18 protein-coding genes, 1 tRNA gene and 2 pseudogenes are annotated in these 16,644 nt (G+C 71.8%); 10 read left to right on the forward strand and 11 right to left on the reverse strand.

Annotated features, from left to right (window positions below):
- Window positions 1–57 precede the first annotated feature (57 nt).
- Window positions 58–1,074, forward strand: a complete 1,017-nt coding sequence (locus tag CLV52_RS08565; RefSeq protein WP_162850766.1) for an EamA family transporter — start codon at window positions 58–60, stop codon at window positions 1,072–1,074.
- 11 nt (window positions 1,075–1,085) lie between these two features.
- Window positions 1,086–1,982 carry an SDR family oxidoreductase gene (locus CLV52_RS08570; protein ID WP_133765953.1) on the forward strand — a complete coding sequence of 299 codons (897 nt, stop codon included), beginning with the start codon at window positions 1,086–1,088 and terminating at the stop codon, window positions 1,980–1,982.
- 62 nt (window positions 1,983–2,044) lie between these two features.
- Here CLV52_RS08570 and CLV52_RS08575 read toward each other — a convergent pair whose 3' ends face one another.
- Together CLV52_RS08575 and CLV52_RS08580 are read right to left on the reverse strand one after the other, a co-directional pair.
- Window positions 2,045–2,701 carry a peroxiredoxin-like family protein gene (locus CLV52_RS08575; protein WP_133765954.1) on the reverse strand — a complete coding sequence of 219 codons (657 nt, stop codon included), beginning with the start codon at window positions 2,699–2,701 and terminating at the stop codon, window positions 2,045–2,047.
- 97 nt (window positions 2,702–2,798) lie between these two features.
- Entirely contained in the window at window positions 2,799–3,455 is a 657-nt protein-coding gene (locus tag CLV52_RS08580) for an SDR family oxidoreductase (RefSeq protein WP_133765955.1), read from the reverse strand.
- A 55-nt stretch (window positions 3,456–3,510) separates the two neighbouring features.
- On the opposite strand from CLV52_RS08580, the gene trxA reads away from it, so the two are divergent.
- Together trxA and CLV52_RS08590 are read left to right on the forward strand one after the other, a co-directional pair.
- Entirely contained in the window at window positions 3,511–3,891 is a 381-nt protein-coding gene (trxA, locus tag CLV52_RS08585) for a thioredoxin (RefSeq protein ID WP_133765956.1), read from the forward strand.
- Between the two features lie 102 nt (window positions 3,892–3,993).
- Window positions 3,994–4,848: an aldo/keto reductase gene (locus CLV52_RS08590; protein ID WP_133765957.1), complete on the forward strand. Its 855-nt coding sequence runs from the start codon at window positions 3,994–3,996 to the stop codon at window positions 4,846–4,848.
- Window positions 4,849–4,902: 54 nt separating this feature from the next.
- Here CLV52_RS08590 and CLV52_RS18895 read toward each other — a convergent pair whose 3' ends face one another.
- The 3 genes and pseudogenes from CLV52_RS18895 to CLV52_RS08605 form a co-directional block, all read right to left on the reverse strand.
- Window positions 4,903–5,814, reverse strand: a complete 912-nt coding sequence (locus CLV52_RS18895) for an FAD-dependent monooxygenase (RefSeq protein WP_342773150.1) — start codon at window positions 5,812–5,814, stop codon at window positions 4,903–4,905.
- 140 nt (window positions 5,815–5,954) lie between these two features.
- Window positions 5,955–6,146, reverse strand: a pseudogene (locus CLV52_RS19045) (FAD-dependent monooxygenase); the annotation flags it as partial.
- 83 nt (window positions 6,147–6,229) lie between these two features.
- A complete protein-coding gene (locus CLV52_RS08605; protein ID WP_133765960.1) occupies window positions 6,230–7,183 on the reverse strand; it encodes a hypothetical protein in 954 nt (317 codons plus the stop codon).
- A 169-nt stretch (window positions 7,184–7,352) separates the two neighbouring features.
- Here CLV52_RS08605 and CLV52_RS08610 point away from each other — a divergent pair.
- Together CLV52_RS08610 and CLV52_RS08615 are read left to right on the forward strand one after the other, a co-directional pair.
- Window positions 7,353–7,426 (forward strand) — tRNA-Pro (locus CLV52_RS08610).
- 142 nt (window positions 7,427–7,568) lie between these two features.
- Window positions 7,569–8,660 carry a TIR domain-containing protein gene (locus CLV52_RS08615; RefSeq protein ID WP_133765961.1) on the forward strand — a complete coding sequence of 364 codons (1,092 nt, stop codon included), beginning with the start codon at window positions 7,569–7,571 and terminating at the stop codon, window positions 8,658–8,660.
- 10 nt (window positions 8,661–8,670) lie between these two features.
- Here the strand turns inward: CLV52_RS08615 and CLV52_RS08620 are convergent, their stop codons facing one another.
- A complete protein-coding gene (locus tag CLV52_RS08620) occupies window positions 8,671–8,988 on the reverse strand; it encodes a tyrosine-type recombinase/integrase (RefSeq protein WP_162850767.1) in 318 nt (105 codons plus the stop codon).
- Between the two features lie 42 nt (window positions 8,989–9,030).
- On the opposite strand from CLV52_RS08620, the gene CLV52_RS19050 reads away from it, so the two are divergent.
- Window positions 9,031–9,165 (forward strand): hypothetical protein, encoded by a 135-nt coding sequence (locus CLV52_RS19050; RefSeq protein WP_281276060.1) that lies wholly within the window; start codon window positions 9,031–9,033, stop codon window positions 9,163–9,165.
- On the opposite strand, the gene CLV52_RS08625 is transcribed toward CLV52_RS19050, so the two are convergent.
- Window positions 9,162–9,302: a site-specific integrase gene (locus CLV52_RS08625; RefSeq protein ID WP_162850768.1), complete on the reverse strand. Its 141-nt coding sequence runs from the start codon at window positions 9,300–9,302 to the stop codon at window positions 9,162–9,164. The two genes, CLV52_RS19050 and CLV52_RS08625, sit on opposite strands and share 4 nt — an antisense overlap.
- A 128-nt stretch (window positions 9,303–9,430) precedes the next feature.
- Between CLV52_RS08625 and CLV52_RS08630 the strand changes: the two genes are divergently transcribed.
- Window positions 9,431–9,724: a hypothetical protein gene (locus tag CLV52_RS08630; RefSeq protein WP_133765964.1), complete on the forward strand. Its 294-nt coding sequence runs from the start codon at window positions 9,431–9,433 to the stop codon at window positions 9,722–9,724.
- 94 nt (window positions 9,725–9,818) lie between these two features.
- Here the strand turns inward: CLV52_RS08630 and CLV52_RS08635 are convergent, their stop codons facing one another.
- From CLV52_RS08635 to CLV52_RS19180, 4 genes and pseudogenes are all read right to left on the reverse strand, one after another.
- On the reverse strand, window positions 9,819–10,598 hold the full coding sequence (locus CLV52_RS08635) for an SGNH/GDSL hydrolase family protein (protein WP_133765965.1): 780 nt from the start codon (window positions 10,596–10,598) through the stop codon (window positions 9,819–9,821).
- 241 nt (window positions 10,599–10,839) lie between these two features.
- Window positions 10,840–10,980, reverse strand: coding sequence for a hypothetical protein (locus tag CLV52_RS18360; RefSeq protein WP_162850769.1), 141 nt, complete (start codon window positions 10,978–10,980; stop codon window positions 10,840–10,842).
- Between the two features lie 680 nt (window positions 10,981–11,660).
- Entirely contained in the window at window positions 11,661–13,121 is a 1,461-nt protein-coding gene (locus CLV52_RS19175) for a mannosyltransferase YkcB-related protein (RefSeq protein WP_483964198.1), read from the reverse strand.
- Window positions 13,004–13,807, reverse strand: a pseudogene (locus CLV52_RS19180) (glycosyltransferase family 39 protein); the annotation flags it as partial. The pseudogene CLV52_RS19180 and the gene CLV52_RS19175, both read right to left, overlap by 118 nt.
- Before the next feature lie 130 nt (window positions 13,808–13,937).
- Between CLV52_RS19180 and CLV52_RS08650 the strand changes: the two are divergent.
- Window positions 13,938–15,374 carry an APC family permease gene (locus tag CLV52_RS08650; protein WP_133765967.1) on the forward strand — a complete coding sequence of 479 codons (1,437 nt, stop codon included), beginning with the start codon at window positions 13,938–13,940 and terminating at the stop codon, window positions 15,372–15,374.
- Window positions 15,371–16,606: an ROK family protein gene (locus CLV52_RS08655; protein WP_133765968.1), complete on the forward strand. Its 1,236-nt coding sequence runs from the start codon at window positions 15,371–15,373 to the stop codon at window positions 16,604–16,606. The genes CLV52_RS08650 and CLV52_RS08655 overlap by 4 nt, the downstream gene beginning before the upstream one ends.
- Window positions 16,607–16,644 lie beyond the last annotated feature (38 nt).

Genomic DNA, 16,644 nt, shown 5'->3' on the forward strand with positions numbered 1-16,644 from the left:
GCTTGCACCCGATGTCATGAGTGTACGTGCTTTGACTCGTGACAGGGGAGGGTGCTCGTGCGGACCAGGAACACGGCGCTCGGGCTGCCGCTCGCGGTCCTCGCGGCGTTCGCGTTCGGCGTCGGCGGCCCCTTCGTCCGCCCGCTCCTCGAGAGCGGCTGGAGCTCGACCGCCGCCGTGCTCTGTCGGTGCCTCGGCACCGTCCTCGCGCTCCTCGTGCCCGCGCTGGTGCTGCTGCGTGGGCGGTGGTCCGTGCTGCGCCGCAACGCCTGGACGATCGTCGCCTACGGCGCCTTCGCCGTCGCCGTCGTGCAGTTGTTCTTCTACTCGGCCATCACGCGCATGTCCGTGGGTGGCGCGCTGCTGATCGAGTACCTCGCGCCGGTGCTCCTCGTGCTCTGGAGCTGGCTGCGCACCCGGCGCCGCCCGGGCGGCCGCGTCCTGGCGGGCTGCGCGCTCGCCGTCGCCGGGCTGCTGCTCGTCGTCGACCTGACCGGCAGCGGCGGCGCGGATCCCGTCGGCCCGGTCCTCGCGCTCATCGCCGCGATCGGCGTCGCAGTGTACTACGTCGTCAACGCGCGGGTCGACCCGGACCTGCACCCGATCGTGCTGCTCACCGCCGCCATGCTCGTCGGCAGCGTGCTGCTGCTCGCGGTCGCCGCGGTGGGGATCGTGCCGCTCCGCTTCGCCTTCGGCGAGGTCCTCCTCGCCGGCACGGCCGTGCCGTGGTGGGTGTCGGCCGGCGTCATGGTGCTCGTCTCGACGACCGCCGCGTACCTGCTCGGCATCGCGGGCGGCGCCCGCCTCGGCAGCCGCGTGGCGTCCTTCGTCGGGCTCTTCGAGGTGCTGTTCGCGGTGCTCGCCGCCTGGGTCCTGCTCGGCGACCTGCCCGCTCCGATCCAGCTGGTCGGCGGCGTCCTGATCCTCGCCGGGGTCGTGCTCGTGAAGCTCCAGGGCGAGCGGCCGGAGGCGGCGATCGCCGCCGCCACCGCGCACGTGCCCCCGCGAGCTTCACGGTGGCCGTTCAGGGCGCGTGCAGCGCGCACGGCGGAAACGTCCCGCTCCGGTTCCTAGGGTCGCTCGTCGTGACCGATCAGTACACGCTCCAGGACCCGACCACCCAGTACCCGAAGCCCGACGACAGCTGGAAGCAGTACCAGAAGGGCGCCGGCACCGAGCAGGAGCAGCACCCGAAGCCGGACGCGGGGGAGAGCACCTACCGGGGCTCGGGACGGCTGACCGGCCGCAAGGCGGTCGTCACCGGCGCCGACAGCGGCATCGGGCGCGCGGCGGTGATCGCCTACGCCCGTGAGGGCGCGGACGTCGTGCTGTCCTACCTGCCCGAGGAGGAGGAGGACGCGAAGGAGGTCGTGCGGCTCGTCGAGGAGGCGGGCCGGAAGGCCGTCGCGTTCCCCGGCGACCTCAAGGACGAGTCGTACTGCGAGGCGCTCATCAAGAAGGCCGTGGACGAGCTGGGCGGGATCGACATTCTCGCGAACGTGGCCGGCAAGCAGCAGACGCAGGAGGCGATCGCGGACATCACGACCGAGCAGTTCGACGAGACGATGAAGACCAACGTCTACGCGCTGTTCTGGCTGTGCAAGGCGGCCGTGGCGCAGATGAAGCCGGGCAGCACGATCATCAACACGTCGTCGATCCAGGCGTACGCGCCGAGCCCGACGCTGATCGACTACGCGAGCACGAAGGCGCAGATCAACGCGTTCAGCAAGGCGCTCGCCGGCTCGGTCGCGGAGCAGGGCATCCGCGTCAACGTCGTCGCGCCGGGCCCGATCTGGACGCCGCTGCAGCAGGCCGGCGGCCAGCCGACGGAGGCGCTCTCGGAATTCGGCGTGCAGACGCCGCTCGGTCGTCCCGGCCAGCCGGCGGAGCTCGCCTCGGCGTACGTGTTCCTCGCGAGCGCGGAATCGAGCTACGTGACGGGCGAGACGCTCAACGTGAACGGCGGGATGCCCACCCCCTGACCCGGGCGGCCCCGTTCTTCGTCGTGGTGGACTCGGCGCCCTCCATGACGAAGAACGGCGGCTCAGAGGTGGTCGACGGCCTCGAGGATCGTCGGCACCTCGGTGCGGGTCGTGTAGTCGACGTGCACGTCCGCGAAGCGGACCACGCGGTCCCCGTCGACGACGAGCACGGTCGGGAACGGGATGTCGCCGGTCGCGTCGGCGTTGCTGTCGGCGACGTCGAAACCGAGCTGCGTGTGCGCGTCGCGCGCCTCCCCGCTCGGCTCGGTGAGGATCCCGAGCTCGCGGACGAGCGCGTTCGCCGGGTCGGACAGCACGGTGAACTCGAGACCGCCGTTCGCGACCGCCTGCTCGGTGCCCTCCGGTGTCTGCGGGCTGATCGCGACGAGCTCGACGCCGCGTTCGCGGAGCGCGGGCAGGAGGTCCCGCTGATAGGTCTGCAGGGCGATGTTGCAGTACGGGCACCACGCGCCCCGGTAGAAGACGAGCACGGCCGGTCGGTCCGCCAGCACCTCGCCGAGCGCGACGGTCGAGCCGTCGGCGCGCACCAGTGCGGCATCGGGCACCGCGTCCCCCTCCCGGACCGCGCCGTCGGGCACGCCGTTCGCGTTCAGCGCCGCCTGCTCCTGCACGAAGACGTCGGCCAGCACCGGCCCGATCTGCTCGTTGAATCCGCCGTTGAAGGTGTCGACCTGCTCGGCGATGCTCTGTCCGCTCATGCCGCCGACGCTAGGGAGCGCACGGCGACGCCGCCGGTCGAGGCGTAACGCGGCGTCGCCTGGCTCGCATTCGGGCCCGATCCGCGCAGGGACCGCCTCAGCGCAGCGAGGCGAGCGCCTCCGCGATCGTCTGCTCGCCCTCCACCAGCTCGAACTGGGCGCCGATCGTCGCGTCGTCGTCGAGGACGGCGGCGATCACCGCGGCGACGTCGGAGCGGGAGATCCGCCCGGGCGACAGCCGCGGCGCGATCCGCACGGACCCGGTCGCCGGGTCGTCAGTCAGCCCGCCCGGCCGGACGATCGTCCAGTCGAGCCCGCTCCCGCGGAGTGCGACGTCGGCGTCCCGCTTCGCCTCGACGTACGCGCGCCAGGCGGGCGCCGCGTCGTCGGCGGCCGGCTCGTCCACGCCCATTGCGGAGACCTGCACGAAGCGGCGGATCCCGACGAGTCCCGCCGCCTCGATCGACTTGAGCGACCCCTCCAGGTCGACCGTGCGCTTGCGCTCGACGTTCCCGTCGCCGCCTCCGCCGGCGCTGAACACCACCGCGTCGGCCCCGCCGAAGACCTCGGCGAAGTCCTCCGCGTCGCTCGACTCGATGTCGAGCAGGTACGGCTCGGCGCCGGCCCGTTCGACGTCCGGGCCGTGCGCCTCGTTCCGGATGGTGCTGCGGACGGTGCGGCCCTGGGCGGTCAACGCCTCCGCGAGGCGGAGGGCGACCTTCCCGTGGCCGCCGACGATCACGACGGTGCTCATGCGGCGCACCGTACCGAGCGGGAATGCACGGATCCCGAGGGGCGTTGCCCGAGGCATGGCGACCAAGACCCTCACCATCGAGAACCACAACGAGACCGTGGCAGACGGCACCGTCCTCATCGACTTCTGGGCCGACTGGTGCGGCCCGTGCAAGCAGTTCGCGCCGGTCTTCGAGCAGTCGAGCGAGCAGCACCCGGGCATCACCTACGCGAAGGTGGACACCGAGGACCAGCAGCAGCTGGCCGCGATGTACGGCATCACGTCCATCCCGACCCTCGTCGTCTACCGCGACGGCATCCCCGTGTTCGGGCAGCCGGGCGCGCTCCCCGGGCAGGCGCTCGAGTCCCTGATCGAGCAGGTCGAGGCGCTCGACATGGACAAGGTCCGCGAGCAGTGGGCCGAGCAGCAGAAGGAGCAGCAGGCCGCGCAGGCCTGACCGGCTTCCCAGGAAGGGCCCCGTCCGGACTCGGACGGGGCCCTTCCGTGCATCAGGAGGAGTCCGGCGTGCACTCAGATTCGGCGACGAGCATCGACCTCCGTGACTGACACGACAACCGTTCCCGACACCATCACGATCGGCGACCTCACGGTCCACCGCCTCGGCTTCGGCAGCATGCAGCTGACCGGCCCGGGCGTCTGGGGCCCGCCGAAGGACCACGACGAGGCGATCCGCGTCCTCAAGCGCTCCGTTGAGCTCGGCGTCGACTTCATCGACACCGCCGACTCCTACGGCCCCTACGTCGCCGAGGAGCTCATCGCGGAGGCGCTCGCCCCGTACAAGGAGGGCGTCGTCATCGCGACGAAGGCCGGCCTCACACGGACCGGGCCGAACGTCTGGCCGCCCGTCGGCCGTCCCGAGTACCTGCGCCAGGAGGCGATCCAGAGCCTCCGCCGCCTGAAGCTCGACGCGATCGACCTGTTCCAGCTGCACCGGATCGACGAGAAGGTCCCGCTCGAGGACCAGGTCGGCGAGCTGAAGAAGCTGCAGGACGAGGGCAAGATCCGGCACATCGGGCTCTCCGAGGTGTCGGTCGAGCAGCTGCAGGAGGCGCAGAAGATCGCGACGATCGTCTCCGTCCAGAACCTCTACAACCTCGCGAAGCGCGACGCCGAGCCGCTGCTCGAGCACTCCGAGCAGAACGGGATCGCGTTCATCCCGTGGTTCCCCCTCGCGACCGGCGGCCTGGCGAAGGAGGGCGGCAAGCTCGACCAGCTCGCCAAGAAGCACTCCGCGACGCCGTCGCAGCTCGCGCTCGCGTGGCTGCTGCACCGCTCGCCGGTGATGGTCCCGATCCCGGGCACGTCCTCGGTGGCGCACCTCGAGGACAACATGAAGGCCGCCGACATCGAGCTGACCCCCGAGGAGGTCCAGGAGCTCGAGCAGGCCGTCTGACCCGGCGTGCTCCCGGGTCCGGGGATCCGCGTGGATCCCCGGACCCGGGAGCCGTCAGCCCGCGACGCGCTCCGGGCGGATGCCGTAGACGAAGACGCGGGGGAGCATCCGCGCGATCGGGCCGCGCAGCAGCGCGAGTGCCGGGGCCGGCGGCAGCAGGGAGCGCCCGGGCGGCGTCTCGGTGAACGCGATCACCCGGTTCTGGCCGAGCACCTGGATGCGCTGGGTGAGCATCGTCGGCCACTGCCGCCGCTGCTGCACCCGGTCGAGGATCGCCGGGTTGAGCACCTTCTCGAAGCGGTCCGGGTCCGCCTGCGCCCGCAGCAGGTCGGGCGCGAGCAGGTTCGCCGCGGCGACCGCGTCGCTGATCGCGAGGTTGACGCCGACGCCGCCCAGCGGCGACATCGTGTGCGCGGCGTCGCCGATCGCGAGCAGCCCCGGTACCGCCCACTGCCGCAGCCGCTCGACGGTGACCGAGAGCAGCTTCACGTCGTCCCACGTCCGCAGCTGGTCGAGCCGGTCCGCGGTCCACGCGGCCACGGAGGCGACGCGCTCCCGGAAGGCGGGCAGGCCCGTCGCCTCGATCTCCTCGTCCGTGCCCTTCCTGACGAGGAACGCGACCTGCCAGTAGTCGCCGCGGTTGATGGCGACGAGACCGCCACCGCGGCCGATCGTGCCGCGCAGCTCGGTCGGCTCGTCCTCCCGCCGGTCGAGCCGGAACCAGAGGACGTCGATGGGGGAGCCGAGCGTCCGCAGGCCCGTGCCGATCTCTCCGCGCAGGCCGGAGTGGCGGCCGTCGGCGGCGATGCTCGCGACGGCGCGCAGCCGGTGCTCCTCCCCGCCCTGCCGGTAGCGCAGGCCGCGGACCCGACCCTGCCGGTCGCGGAGCACGCCGATCGTCTCCGCCTCCATCTCGAGCCGGAAGGCCGGGAACTCCCGCGCCTTCCGGGACGGGAGGTCGAGCAGGTCCCACTGCGGGCGAGCGCGATCTCCGCGTACTTCGCGCCCTTCGGCGCGACCGCATCGAGGTCCTGGTGCACCAGCGTGCCGTCGGTGGTCGAGAAGTCGACGGCGCGCATCCGGCCGCGCACGAGGCGGTCGAACTCGGGCATGAGGCCGAGCTCGTCGAGGATGTCGAGCGTCATCGGGTGCACGGTGTCGCCGCGGAAGTCGCGGAGGAAGTCGGCGTGCTTCTCGAGCACCGTCACCTCGACGCCGCGCTTCGCGAGCAGCAGGCCGAGCATGATCCCCGCCGGTCCACCGCCGGAGATCGCGACCGTCGTCCGCTGCTCGTCCATCCGGCTGTTCTACCCGCGGTTCCCGGGAACCACGAAGGGCGCCGCCGGGAACCCGGCGACGCCCTCCGCTGCTCGTGCTGGACTCAGCGGCGGTGCGACCGCGTGGTCTTGCCGGCGACCTTCTTGCCGGCGGCGACGACGGCGCGCCACTCGGCCTTCCCGGCCTTGACCGTCGCCTTCGCGACGCCCTTCGCGTCGGTGCGGGTCGTCTTCACGGTGACCCAGGTGCCGTCGACCTTCTTCTGGAAGTGGACCTGCACCTTCTTCCAGGCCGCGGCCCTGCCGGACTCCGTCTCGCGGTCCACCGACACCGCGAGCGCGACGCGCTTGCCGTGCCGCTCGGTGGTGAGCGCGGCGTCCGAGTCGTACTTCACCTGGATCTGCTGCGTCAGGTCGAGGTCCGTGTCGACCCCGCGGAGGCCGATGACGAAGCTCGCGCCGAGCGTCGACATCCAGGCGAGGTCCTTGCGCGGGCGGATGACCAGCGTGAGCGAGCCGTTGCCGTTCGCCCGCTTCACCTCACTGATCGGGCCGCCGGACTGGCCGCCCGAGAAGTAGGGCTGGTAGTGCGCCTTCCGGGTGAGGCCCGAGTAGACGACCTTGATGCCCCTGGTGCGGAGCTCCTTCGGCAGGAGCACGGTGTCGCGGAACGTCTGCGTGGGCGTGCCCTGCTCGGCGGGCAGCGCGACCGGGGTCGATGCGGACCCGCCCGTGTCGCCGCCCTGGTCGTCGGAGGCGTCGTCGCCCTGGTCGTCCCCGGCGTCGGTGCCGTCGTCCGTGGCGTCGCTGCCGTTGTCGTCGCCGGCCTCCGCCCCGCCGTTGCCGTCGCCCGCCTCGGTGGCGGTTCCGTCGTCACCGGCGGCGGTGCCGGAGTCGTCGGTGGAGGTCGTGGCGCTGTCGCTGGACGAGGTGCCCGACTCGGAGCCCGAGTGGCTGAAGGCGGAGACGGTGACCGCGTGCGCGGGCAGGGCGACGAACGAGAGGGCGATGGCGCAGGAGCCGGCGATCGCCGCCGTGCGCAGAGCAGAGAGGTGCATGGTGCTCCAGTGGTTCGATCCGCGGGAGTGGTGCGGAGTGCGCTGATCCAAGGGCACCCGCCCCGCCGCGCTCGACTCCCAGTTGGAGGGGCGGGAGGTCCGAGCCGCGGTCCCGCCGCCCGCTACACTGTCGGAGGCTCGCAGGGACTCCACTCCCTGCGCGCCGCCACGGGCTGTGGCGCAGCTTGGTAGCGCACTTGACTGGGGGTCAAGGGGTCGCAGGTTCAAATCCTGTCAGCCCGACCGTAAAAGCCCTGGTAGGACCGATGTTCTGCCAGGGCTTCTTTCGTGTCTGTCGCGGAAATCCCCGCGAAAACCCCTCCGTCATCCGCTCAGTGGGAATGGTTCGCGGGAGTGTCCGAGGTCGCCGTTACTCTGCGGGACCGTGCTGCCTATCAAGACGACCGTCGACGACGCGGTGACCGTCGTGAACTACCTCAAGACCAAGCCGGTGGGCGCGACTCTCGCGGAGGCGAAGGGCGTACTGGACAGTCGGGTCCTCGACGGGCGCAAGCTGACCGCGTACCAAACATGGGGTCTGGTCGAGGTGGACGGCGAGCGCTACAAGTTGACCGAGCGAGGACGGCAGCTCTCGCGCAACGCCAGTGATCCTGCGCAGGTCTTCTTGCAGGTCGTGAACGGCATCCCGGCGTACCGTGCCGCGATCGAGTGGGCGTACCACCAGCACTTCACGGAGATCACCGTGGACGAGCTCGCCGCGAACTGGCACGAACACCAGCACGCGTCGCTCGGAACCGACAACGAGGCGTCGATCAAGGCCGCCGTGACCTGCTTCTTTAACGTCGCGAACGGTGCGGGCCTGGGCCGCTACGTAGTTGGTCGCGGCGGCGCTGCCACCCGCTTGGAGATGGCGGCCGACGTCGTGAAGTCCGTGGTCGAGGCCGGTCCGAGCGACCCGCCGTGGGAGGACCCTGCGCAGGAACCCGTCGAGCTGCCGGGAGCGCCGTCTGAGCCGGAGCCGGACCTCGTCGTGGAGGAGCCCGTGCAGCCAACCGGACCAGCCATCCCGGCCGCGGTGAGCCGTGCGTCGGCCGACGGCGAGGCGGTCAGGGTCTTCATCTCGCATGGCAAGAACATGGATGTGGTCGAGCAGGTCGAGACGATCCTCGATGTCGCTGACATTGCGTGGGAGGTGGCGGTCGAGGAGGAGACGGCTGCGATCCCCGTGCCCGACAAGGTCTTCGGGGCCATGCGCAACTGCAACGCCGGCATCATCTGCGTCAGCGGAGAGGCGGTCGCTGGGGTCGACGGCCAGTACACCCTCAACCAGAACGTGCTGATCGAGATCGGTGCCGCATTCGTCCTCTACGACCGACGTGTTGTGCTGCTGTGGGACAAGCGCGTACCCGTTCCTTCGAACCTGCAAGGGCTGTACCGCTGCGAGTTCGAGGGCAACGAGCTGTCGTGGTCGGCCGGTATGAAGTTGATGAAGGCGATCCAGGGGTTCAAGCGCTGAACGTCGGTCACTAGCTTCGCAGTGCGACCGGCGTGACCGGATGACGGGCACCCGCTGCGGATATCCGGCGGCGCTCCGCGGACCAGTCGCGCTTCCGCACGTGGGCGTACACCCGGTCCGCGATCGCGTAGCTCGCGTGCCCGAGTAGTGGGCTTACGTCCCGCGTCGAGATGCCGTTCTCGACCCACATCGTCGCCGCGGCGTGCCGGAGCTCGTGCAGCTTCAGGTCGCCGAGCCCGGCAGGGGCCGCGGCGGGACGGAACTGGTACCGGTAGAAGCCCTTGGGGGCGAAGGCGTAGTCGTAGGACAGCGTTCGGTGCCCCGGCACCTTCCCGGGCCATAGCGCTACGTCCGGGTCGTCTGCGTGCGGGTGGCTGAGCAGGTAGTGGTCGAGGTCAGCCAGGACGCGCTCATGCAGGATCGGGACGTCGCGGCGGACCGGGCGGACTTCGGCGCCGTGACAACCCATCCCGCCGACGTGTGCGACATCGTCCGTCGCACCTAAAGCTCGCCGTGCAGCAGGTCGACGTCGCGGATGCGCAGTGCTGCCAGCTCGCCCGCACGGAGGCCTGTAACACCCGCCAACCGCACGAACGGATCGAACGGGTGCTCGTCGGCCAGCGCGTGCGCCAGGGCGTCCACCTCATCCAGATTGAGGAACCGCGCCCTATTCCGTGTCCGGGCGGGGTCGGGTCACCGCCGCCGTGGGGGGAGTGGGCGATGATCCGCTGCCGGTGGCGTAGGTGAGAACCCGGGCGAGCGCCTCGAAGGTGCCGAGCACGGACGTCTCCGACCGGGGGCGCCCGTTCGCCTTCGGCTTCGCGCGCAGCGCCGCCATCAATGCCTCCAGGTCCTACCCGGTGATCGTGGTGATGCGCCGGTCGCCGAACGTCGGCAGGACGTGGACGCGGAGCGCGACCTCGTACCCGTCGATCATCCGGCACGTGAAGCGCGGTTCGGAACGGTGGCAGCACCGGTCCGAGCGTCAGCAACGACTTCTCGCACTGCTGCCGGGGTTCGTGCTCATGATCGTCACGGTGATCATGCTCGACGTTCCGTGGTGACGCCGGAAGGGACGGAGTCAGCACGGTGGGCTGACCGATCCGGCGGCCTGTCGGACCACGGCTCTCGGCAGGAGCGGATCCGGCCTCGACGGATCTAGCGACCCGGTGACAGGGCGTCCGCGGACGCTGACGGCGACCGCCAGAGGGCACGCCGCACGGCCTCGGCAAGGGGGTCGGCCTGCCGTCGGTAGTCGGCCGTGCCCAGCACGGGATCGCCCGAGCGCATGGGGACGACGACCGTGCCCAACTCGACCGTGACGACGTCGGGGAACCGGGCGGCGACCTCGGCGATCGTGCGGTTCAGGCGGGCGTACCACGGTCGGAGGATGAGCACCGACGGGTGCGTGCCCGAGGGGACGGGGAGCTGCGCGATCACCAGGGGCATGTCCGAGTCGGCTCGGATCTGCTGCAGCATCGCCGTCACCCGGGAGCGCCAGCCCTGCAGTGTGAGCCGTTCCAGCGTCTCGGTGAGCGCTGGGCTCCAGACCCCGACCGCGAACGTGTGGGTCCCCACGCCGCCGAGGGACTCGACCACCTCGTCCACGCGCACGTTGGGACGGGCCCTGTTCTCGAGGATCACGCCGCGGCCGGTGAGCTCGGCGATCCGCTTCGCGAGGGCGCCGTCGATCGCCTCCGCGCGGGACCCGACGCCGTAGCCCACCGTGACGCCCTCGCCGAAGAGCAGGATGCGGACGGGGTCGTTCCCGACGACGAGCGTCCGAGGAGGGAGCTGCCCCGGGGCGGCCGTCGGGGCGTGGCCGGCCGCTTCGAGGACCTCCCGGCAGTAGCGGCTCACCTGGAGCCGGCATCGGACCGCCGTCCAGAAGCGGTCGAGCACCGACGGGGACGATGCGGCACGGCGTGACTCGCGCATGCGCGCATCGTAGGGAGCGCCGCGCTGCACGCAAGGCCGACACGTCGAGGTCGATTCGCCGTCGCCCTACGAACTCGTCGCCGCGCTGCGGCGGACGTGCGGGCGGGATCATGCGCGCTCGGAGGTCGACGCCGCCGGAGCGAGCGCCGCCCTCCCCGCGCCGGCGCGCAGCGACGCGGGTGTCCGGAGGGCCGTGCTGCGACCGCCGTTGTCCTCGACGCAGGGTGAGCGCCCTGCTCCGTCACGCGCGCGGCTCCGGCTGCGGCGACGGGACGTGATAGGCGGCCGAGGACGGGGCCGCGGTCGCCGCCGCGTCCGCCCACTCGTCGAGGCCGACGATCGAACCCAGGATCAGGGCCGCGACCACGGCGGCCGTCGTCATGGCACGCGCCACGCGTGCTGCTGTCTCCCGCATCGGTGAGTCCTTCCCTCCCGTCGGGCCGAGTCGCGCCCCCGCGCGACGTCGAGCGCTCCGATCGTCAGCTGCCGGCGGACGTCGATCCCGGCTGCGATCCGGAGCCGGCCGTCGTTCCCGACGGCGGTTGCGGCTCCGACCCGTCCGTCTGCGACTGCCCGGACTCGGACGAGGTGCCGCCCGGGCCGCCCGCCATCCCGCCGGGCGGGGTGCCCTGCATCCCGCCCTGCTGCCCGGACGTCCCGTTCGAGGAGCTCATCGCCGTGGCGGCGACGGCCCCGGTGCCGGTGCCGAGGCCGAAGAGCAGGACGCCGGCCGCGACGGCCCCCAGCGCCCGTCTGCCGGGGGGCTCCTGGCGGCGAACCCCGTCCGATTGTGCGGTGTCCGTCGTGTTCTCTTCCATTCGGACATCGCACAGCACGGGGCTCTCCGGACCCCGTGCGGCGTCTTGACCGATCCGATGCGTGGGCTTCGAGCGCTCCTCACGGCGACTTCGAGTTCCCCATGCGGAGCACGGCGCCCCCGTCGACGGTCCGATCGACGAGGTGGCGGCGGACGTCGTCCCCGCACGCACGGAAGGCCCCCGGGTCGAGGACGTCCGTCCTCGACCCGGGGGCCTTCCGCGACCTGGGGCCGACGGCGACCGATCAGCCGCCGCTGGTGAGGTCGTAGACGGTCGTGCCGCCGACCGTGGTCGCGGTGAAGTTCGCCTGCACCCAGCTCGCGATGGCGCTCGCCGTGGAGGTGCCGCCGCCCGGTGCACCGCTGCCGGCGCCCGTTCCCGACGCGAGGTAGTAGTGCACCTTCCCGGCGGCGACGAGCGCCTTGAACTGCGCCAGCGTCGGCGTCGGATCACTGCTCCAGCCGCCGATCGCCAGCACCGCGGTGTCGCTGGACAGCTCGAGCGTCGCAGCCGACTGCGATCCGTCGACCGCGGCCGACCAGACCGTGCCGGCCTTCGCGAGGAGCTCGGAGAGCGCCGCCGACGAGGTCGCCCCGGCGGAGCCGCCACCGGCCCCCCCGTGCCGTCCTCCGACCGCGTCGGGGCCGAGCTCCCGGACGACGGACCCGAGGTGCCGGACGCGCTCGGAGCGGTGCCGGACGGGGCCGCACCGGTCGGGCCCGCACCGGACGGCGCGCCGCCGTCCGCTCCGCCGCCGGTCATCGAACTCGTCGAGCCGACGGTCGGGATGGAGCCGCCGTGCGCGACCGACGCCGTCGCGACCGCGAAGGACGCGGTCCCACCGAGTCCGAGGAGCAGACCGGCGAGGACCCCTGCGGCCAGCACGCGGCGACCCGCGACCCCCTGCAGGACCCCGCTCGTGAGCACGGCACCGGCAGCGAGCAGGCCGCCGACGAGCAGCACCCAGCGCAGCCAGGGAAGCCAGGCGCTGTTCTCGGACAGGAGCGCGAAGCCCCAGACGCTCGCCGCGCCTGCCGCGACGGCCAGGCCGAAGCGTCCTGTCCAGCCGTCCCGGTGGGACCAGACGACCGCGCCGCCGAGCCCGGCGAGCGCGCCGATCGCCGGGGCGAGAGCGACCGTGTAGTACGGGTGCACCGTCCCGCTCATGAAGCTGAAGACGAGGCCGGTGACGACGAGCCACCCTCCCCAGAGCAGGAGGCCCGCACGCACCGGATCGAGCCGGGAGCGCCGGCCGCGCAGCACGAGGCCCATCGCGAGCAGCAGCAGCGCACTCGGCAGCAGCCACGAGACCTCGAGGCCCATCTCGCTCGAGAAGAGGCGCAGCAGACCCGTCGCCCCGCCGAAGCTCGAGCCGGAGGTGCCGCTTCCGCCGCCGACGTTGCCGGAGCTGCCGAAGAGGCGACCGAAGCCGTTGTAGCCGAACACCAGGTCGAGCACGGTGTTGTTCGTCGATCCGCCAATGTACGGCCTCGCCGATGCCGGCCACACCGCGACGACGAGCACCCACCACCCGGCCGCGACGACGAGCGCCCCCGCGGCGACGGCCAGGTGGGCGACGCGCTTGAGCAGGGGTGCCGGCGCCGCGAGCAGGTAGACCGCGCCGAACGCCGGAAGCACGAGCAGGCCCTGCAACATCTTCGTGAGGAAGGCGAAGCCGAGGAGCGCGCCCGCCAGGGCGAGCCACCTCCAGCTCGCACGGGGCAGCGCTCGGACCACCGCGTACGCGGCGGCGGACATCAGCAGGACGAGCAGCGCATCCGGATTGTCGAAGCGGAACATCAGGACCGCGGCCGGCGTCAGGGCGAGGACGCTCCCGGCCAGCAGTCCCGCCGCGGCCCGCGTGGAGGCGGAGAACGCGGCGAGGCTCCGTCGCACCGTCGCGAAGACGAGCGCGACCGATCCGACGCCCATGAGCGCCTGGGGCACGAGCAGGCTCCAGCTCGAGTAGCCGAAGAGCCGGATCGACAGTCCCATCACCCAGAGGCTCGCGGGCGGCTTGTCGACCGTGATGAAGTTCGCGGAGTCGAGCGAGCCGAAGAACCACGCCTTCCAGCTCTTCGACGCCGCCTGCGCGGCCGCGGCGTAGAAGCTGTTCGCGTCCCCACTGCTCGCGAGCCCCCAGATGTAGAGCACCGCGGTCAGCAGCAGCAGGCCGATCGCCGACGGACGCACCCAGAGCGGCTGGGCCGTGCCGAACAGCGCGCGACGGATCCGCCGGCCGCCCGTGCTGGGGGTGACGGCCGGTCGGGCGGGGAGGGAAGGCGTCGTCGTGGTCATCAGGCGACCATCCGTGAGTCCGCAGGTACTCGCCGATGAGTCGCCTGAAGTATTTCTATGAGCAAATCGCACCAGGGGATCGCGACCGGCCATCGATGGCGCGGGCGAGCAGCGACCCGCGCCCGCGGGGACTCGCCGTCGCAAAACGCTTGCGCCGCTTCGTGCGGCTGCCCTAGCGTGCTCTCATTCGTTAGGACACTGTCCGATCAAAAGGAGTGCAGCGATGACGCATGGCGCCCGCCCCGATCACGGGCTCAGCACGGGAACGATCGGCCTGACGCAGGGGGTGTTCCAAGCGCTCACCCACATGGGGCCCGCGGCCGGCGTCGCCTCCTCGCTGCTCGTGGCCGTGTCGTTCGCCGGCGCGGCCACGCCGTTGGCGGTGATCCTGACGCTCGTCGTCGTCCTGCTCATCGGCATCGCGGTCGGCTCGCTGGCCCGCGTCTTCTCATCCGCGGGCGGGCTCGCCGCCTACGTCGAGCAGGTGCTCGGCCGCCGCGCCGGCATCTTCGTCAGCTGGCTGTACGCACCGCTCGAGCTGCTGATCGCGCCGATCGTGTTCATCTTCTTCGGCCAGTTCCTGTCCGGCGCGCTGCAGTCCTCCCTGGGGATCGCGGTGCCCTGGTGGGTGTTCGCGGTCCTGGCGGCCGTATTCGTCTGCGTCGTGAACGTGCGCGGCGTCAAGCAGTCCACCACCGCCGGGGTCGTGCTCGGGCTCGCGGAGGTCGTCATCTTCGTCGCGCTCGCGGTGTGGATCATCGTCGCCCAGTGGAACGACAACACCCTTGCGGTCCTCGATCCGAGCCGGGCCCTCGATCCGGGCTGGTCGGGGATCTTCAAGGCGGTCGTGTTCTCGATCCTCGCGTTCCAGGGATTCGAGACGGCTGCGCCGCTGGCGGAGGAGACCCGCGACCCGAAGCGCGTGATCCCGAGGACGATCCTCTACTCCGCGCTGGCCTGCGGCGCCTTCTACCTGATCTGCTCGTACGCGGCGGTGCTCGGGTGGGGCGCGGACCGGATGGGGTCGTTCGCGTCGGATGCGAGCCCGTGGATCGTCCTCGCTCAGCGCTTCTGGGGACCGGTCTGGCTGCTCGTGCTGTTCGCGCTGATCAACAGCTTCCTCGGCAACGCCAACGCCGGCACGACGGCCGCTTCCCGCATCGTCTTCGCCCTCGGACGCGCGGGGCGGCTGCCGCGCAGGTTCGCCGAGGTGCACCCGGTGCACCGGACGCCGACGTTCTCCATCTACTTCCAGACCGTCTTCGGCATCGTGCTGACGGTGGTCGTCGGCCTCCTGCTCGGTCCGACCGCGGCCTTCTCGGTCATCGGGGCCGTGATCACGGTGTTCGCGATCGTGATCTACATCGTCACGTGCGCCGCCTGCATCCGGTACTTCACGAAGGAGCCGCGCGATCGCGGGTTCAACGTGGTGCTCCACGTCATCGTGCCGGCCGTGGCGATCGTCATCCTGCTGGCCCCGCTCTGGTTCCAGTTCGTGCCGTGGCCGGACTATCCGGGGAACATCGGCAACGCTGTAGCCATCCTGCTGATCGCGGTCGCTCTGGTCAGCGCGCTGCTGACCGGCCGCCGTGCTCCTGCGGGCCCGTCCGCTCGTATCGGCGACCGCGACGGCGAACCCGTCGCGAAGGAGCCGGCATGAGTGGTCCCGTCCCGTCCGACAGCCCGCAGCGCGCCCGAGCGCGGAACCGCCGCCTCGTGCTCGACGTCGTGCAGTACGAAGGCGCCATCACGCGCGCCGGGCTCGGCGCGATCATCAATCTCTCCAAGACCGCGATCAAGGAGATCTGCGACGGGCTGATCGCCGACGGTCTCCTGGAGGAGTTCCAGCCGGAGGTGGACCAACGCCGTCAGGGGCGGCCGGCGCTGTCGCTGCGGGTCGCACGGGGCAACGGGGCGCTGCTCGGGATCGACATCGGCGCGGACAAGGTCGTGGTCCGCTCCGCGACCCTCGCCGGCGACGTCCTGCGCACCCGCGAGATGCGGACCCGGCGGGAGAAGCCCGACCGCGACTACCTCCTGACCCTGCTCGAGCGGGCGGTCGGGCAGGTCCGGGACGTCGACGAGTCCGGCGACGCCGCGTTCCACACGGTCGTCGTCAGCACCCCGGGCGTCGTGGATCCGCAGACCTCCGTCGTGACGCTCGCGCCGCAGATCGTCGGCTGGGACGGGACCGATCTCCGCGAGGCCGTCGCGAGCAGGATCGGCGTGCCCGCCGATCGGGTCTTCGTCGAACGGCAGACCGACCTCTCGGTCCTCGCGGAGTCGGTCGACGGCGCCGCTCGGGGCGTCGACGACGTCCTCTACGTCCAGCTCGGCATCGGCATCGGCGGTGGACTCATCGTCGGCGGTCAGCTCGTGCCCGGAGCCGCGGGCGCCGCGGGGGAGCTCGGCTACCTGCCGATCGACTTCGGCGACCGGCCCCCGAGCGGCAGCGGGATCGGCGCGTGGGAATGGGCCGCCGGAGGTCGCGCGTGGGCCCGGTACGGGCGGGCCGCCGCGATCGAGCACCACGGCGCGCGTCTGCGCGAACTCGCCGGCGGGCTCGCCGAGGACGTCGACGCCGAGACCGTCTTCCGCGCCGCCCGCGAGGGCGACCCGGCCGCCCTCGACGTCGTCGGGCTCCTCAGTCGCCGCATCGGCATCGGCATCGCAGCCGCGGTCTGCGTGCTGAATCCACGGGTCGTCCTCATCGCGGGCGGCATCGCGAAGGGCGGTGCGCTCCTGCTCGACGCCGTCCGCGACGAGGTCGCCGGCGCCGTCCCCGTCCTCCCCGAGATCCGCCTCGCGGCCTACAGCGCCGACGGCTGCGTCGTCGGAGCGGTCCACCGCGCGACGCAGCTCGCCTTCGACACCCTCAACCCCGTCCCCTGATCGCCCTCCGCGATCGAATCAACAGGAAGCACCACGAG

Origin of the sequence: Amnibacterium kyonggiense (genome assembly GCF_004364555.1) — a bacterium.
In the GTDB taxonomy this organism is placed as follows: Bacteria; Actinomycetota; Actinomycetes; order Actinomycetales; family Microbacteriaceae; genus Amnibacterium; species Amnibacterium kyonggiense.

Bases quoted from the DNA above. Each gene is read 5' to 3' on its own strand.
- CLV52_RS08575 (WP_133765954.1), bottom strand. From the start codon at position 2,701: ATGAGCGGACAGAGCATCGCCGAGCAGGTCGACACCTTCAACGGCGGA.
- CLV52_RS08580 (WP_133765955.1), bottom strand. From the start codon at position 3,455: ATGAGCACCGTCGTGATCGTCGGCGGCCACGGGAAGGTCGCCCTCCGC.
- trxA (WP_133765956.1), top strand. From the start codon at position 3,511: ATGGCGACCAAGACCCTCACCATCGAGAACCACAACGAGACCGTGGCA.
- CLV52_RS08605 (WP_133765960.1), bottom strand. From the start codon at position 7,183: ATGCACCTCTCTGCTCTGCGCACGGCGGCGATCGCCGGCTCCTGCGCC.
- CLV52_RS08635 (WP_133765965.1), bottom strand. From the start codon at position 10,598: ATGCGCGAGTCACGCCGTGCCGCATCGTCCCCGTCGGTGCTCGACCGC.
- CLV52_RS18360 (WP_162850769.1), bottom strand. From the start codon at position 10,980: ATGACGACGGCCGCCGTGGTCGCGGCCCTGATCCTGGGTTCGATCGTC.
- CLV52_RS08650 (WP_133765967.1), top strand. From the start codon at position 13,938: ATGACGCATGGCGCCCGCCCCGATCACGGGCTCAGCACGGGAACGATC.
- CLV52_RS08655 (WP_133765968.1), top strand. From the start codon at position 15,371: ATGAGTGGTCCCGTCCCGTCCGACAGCCCGCAGCGCGCCCGAGCGCGG.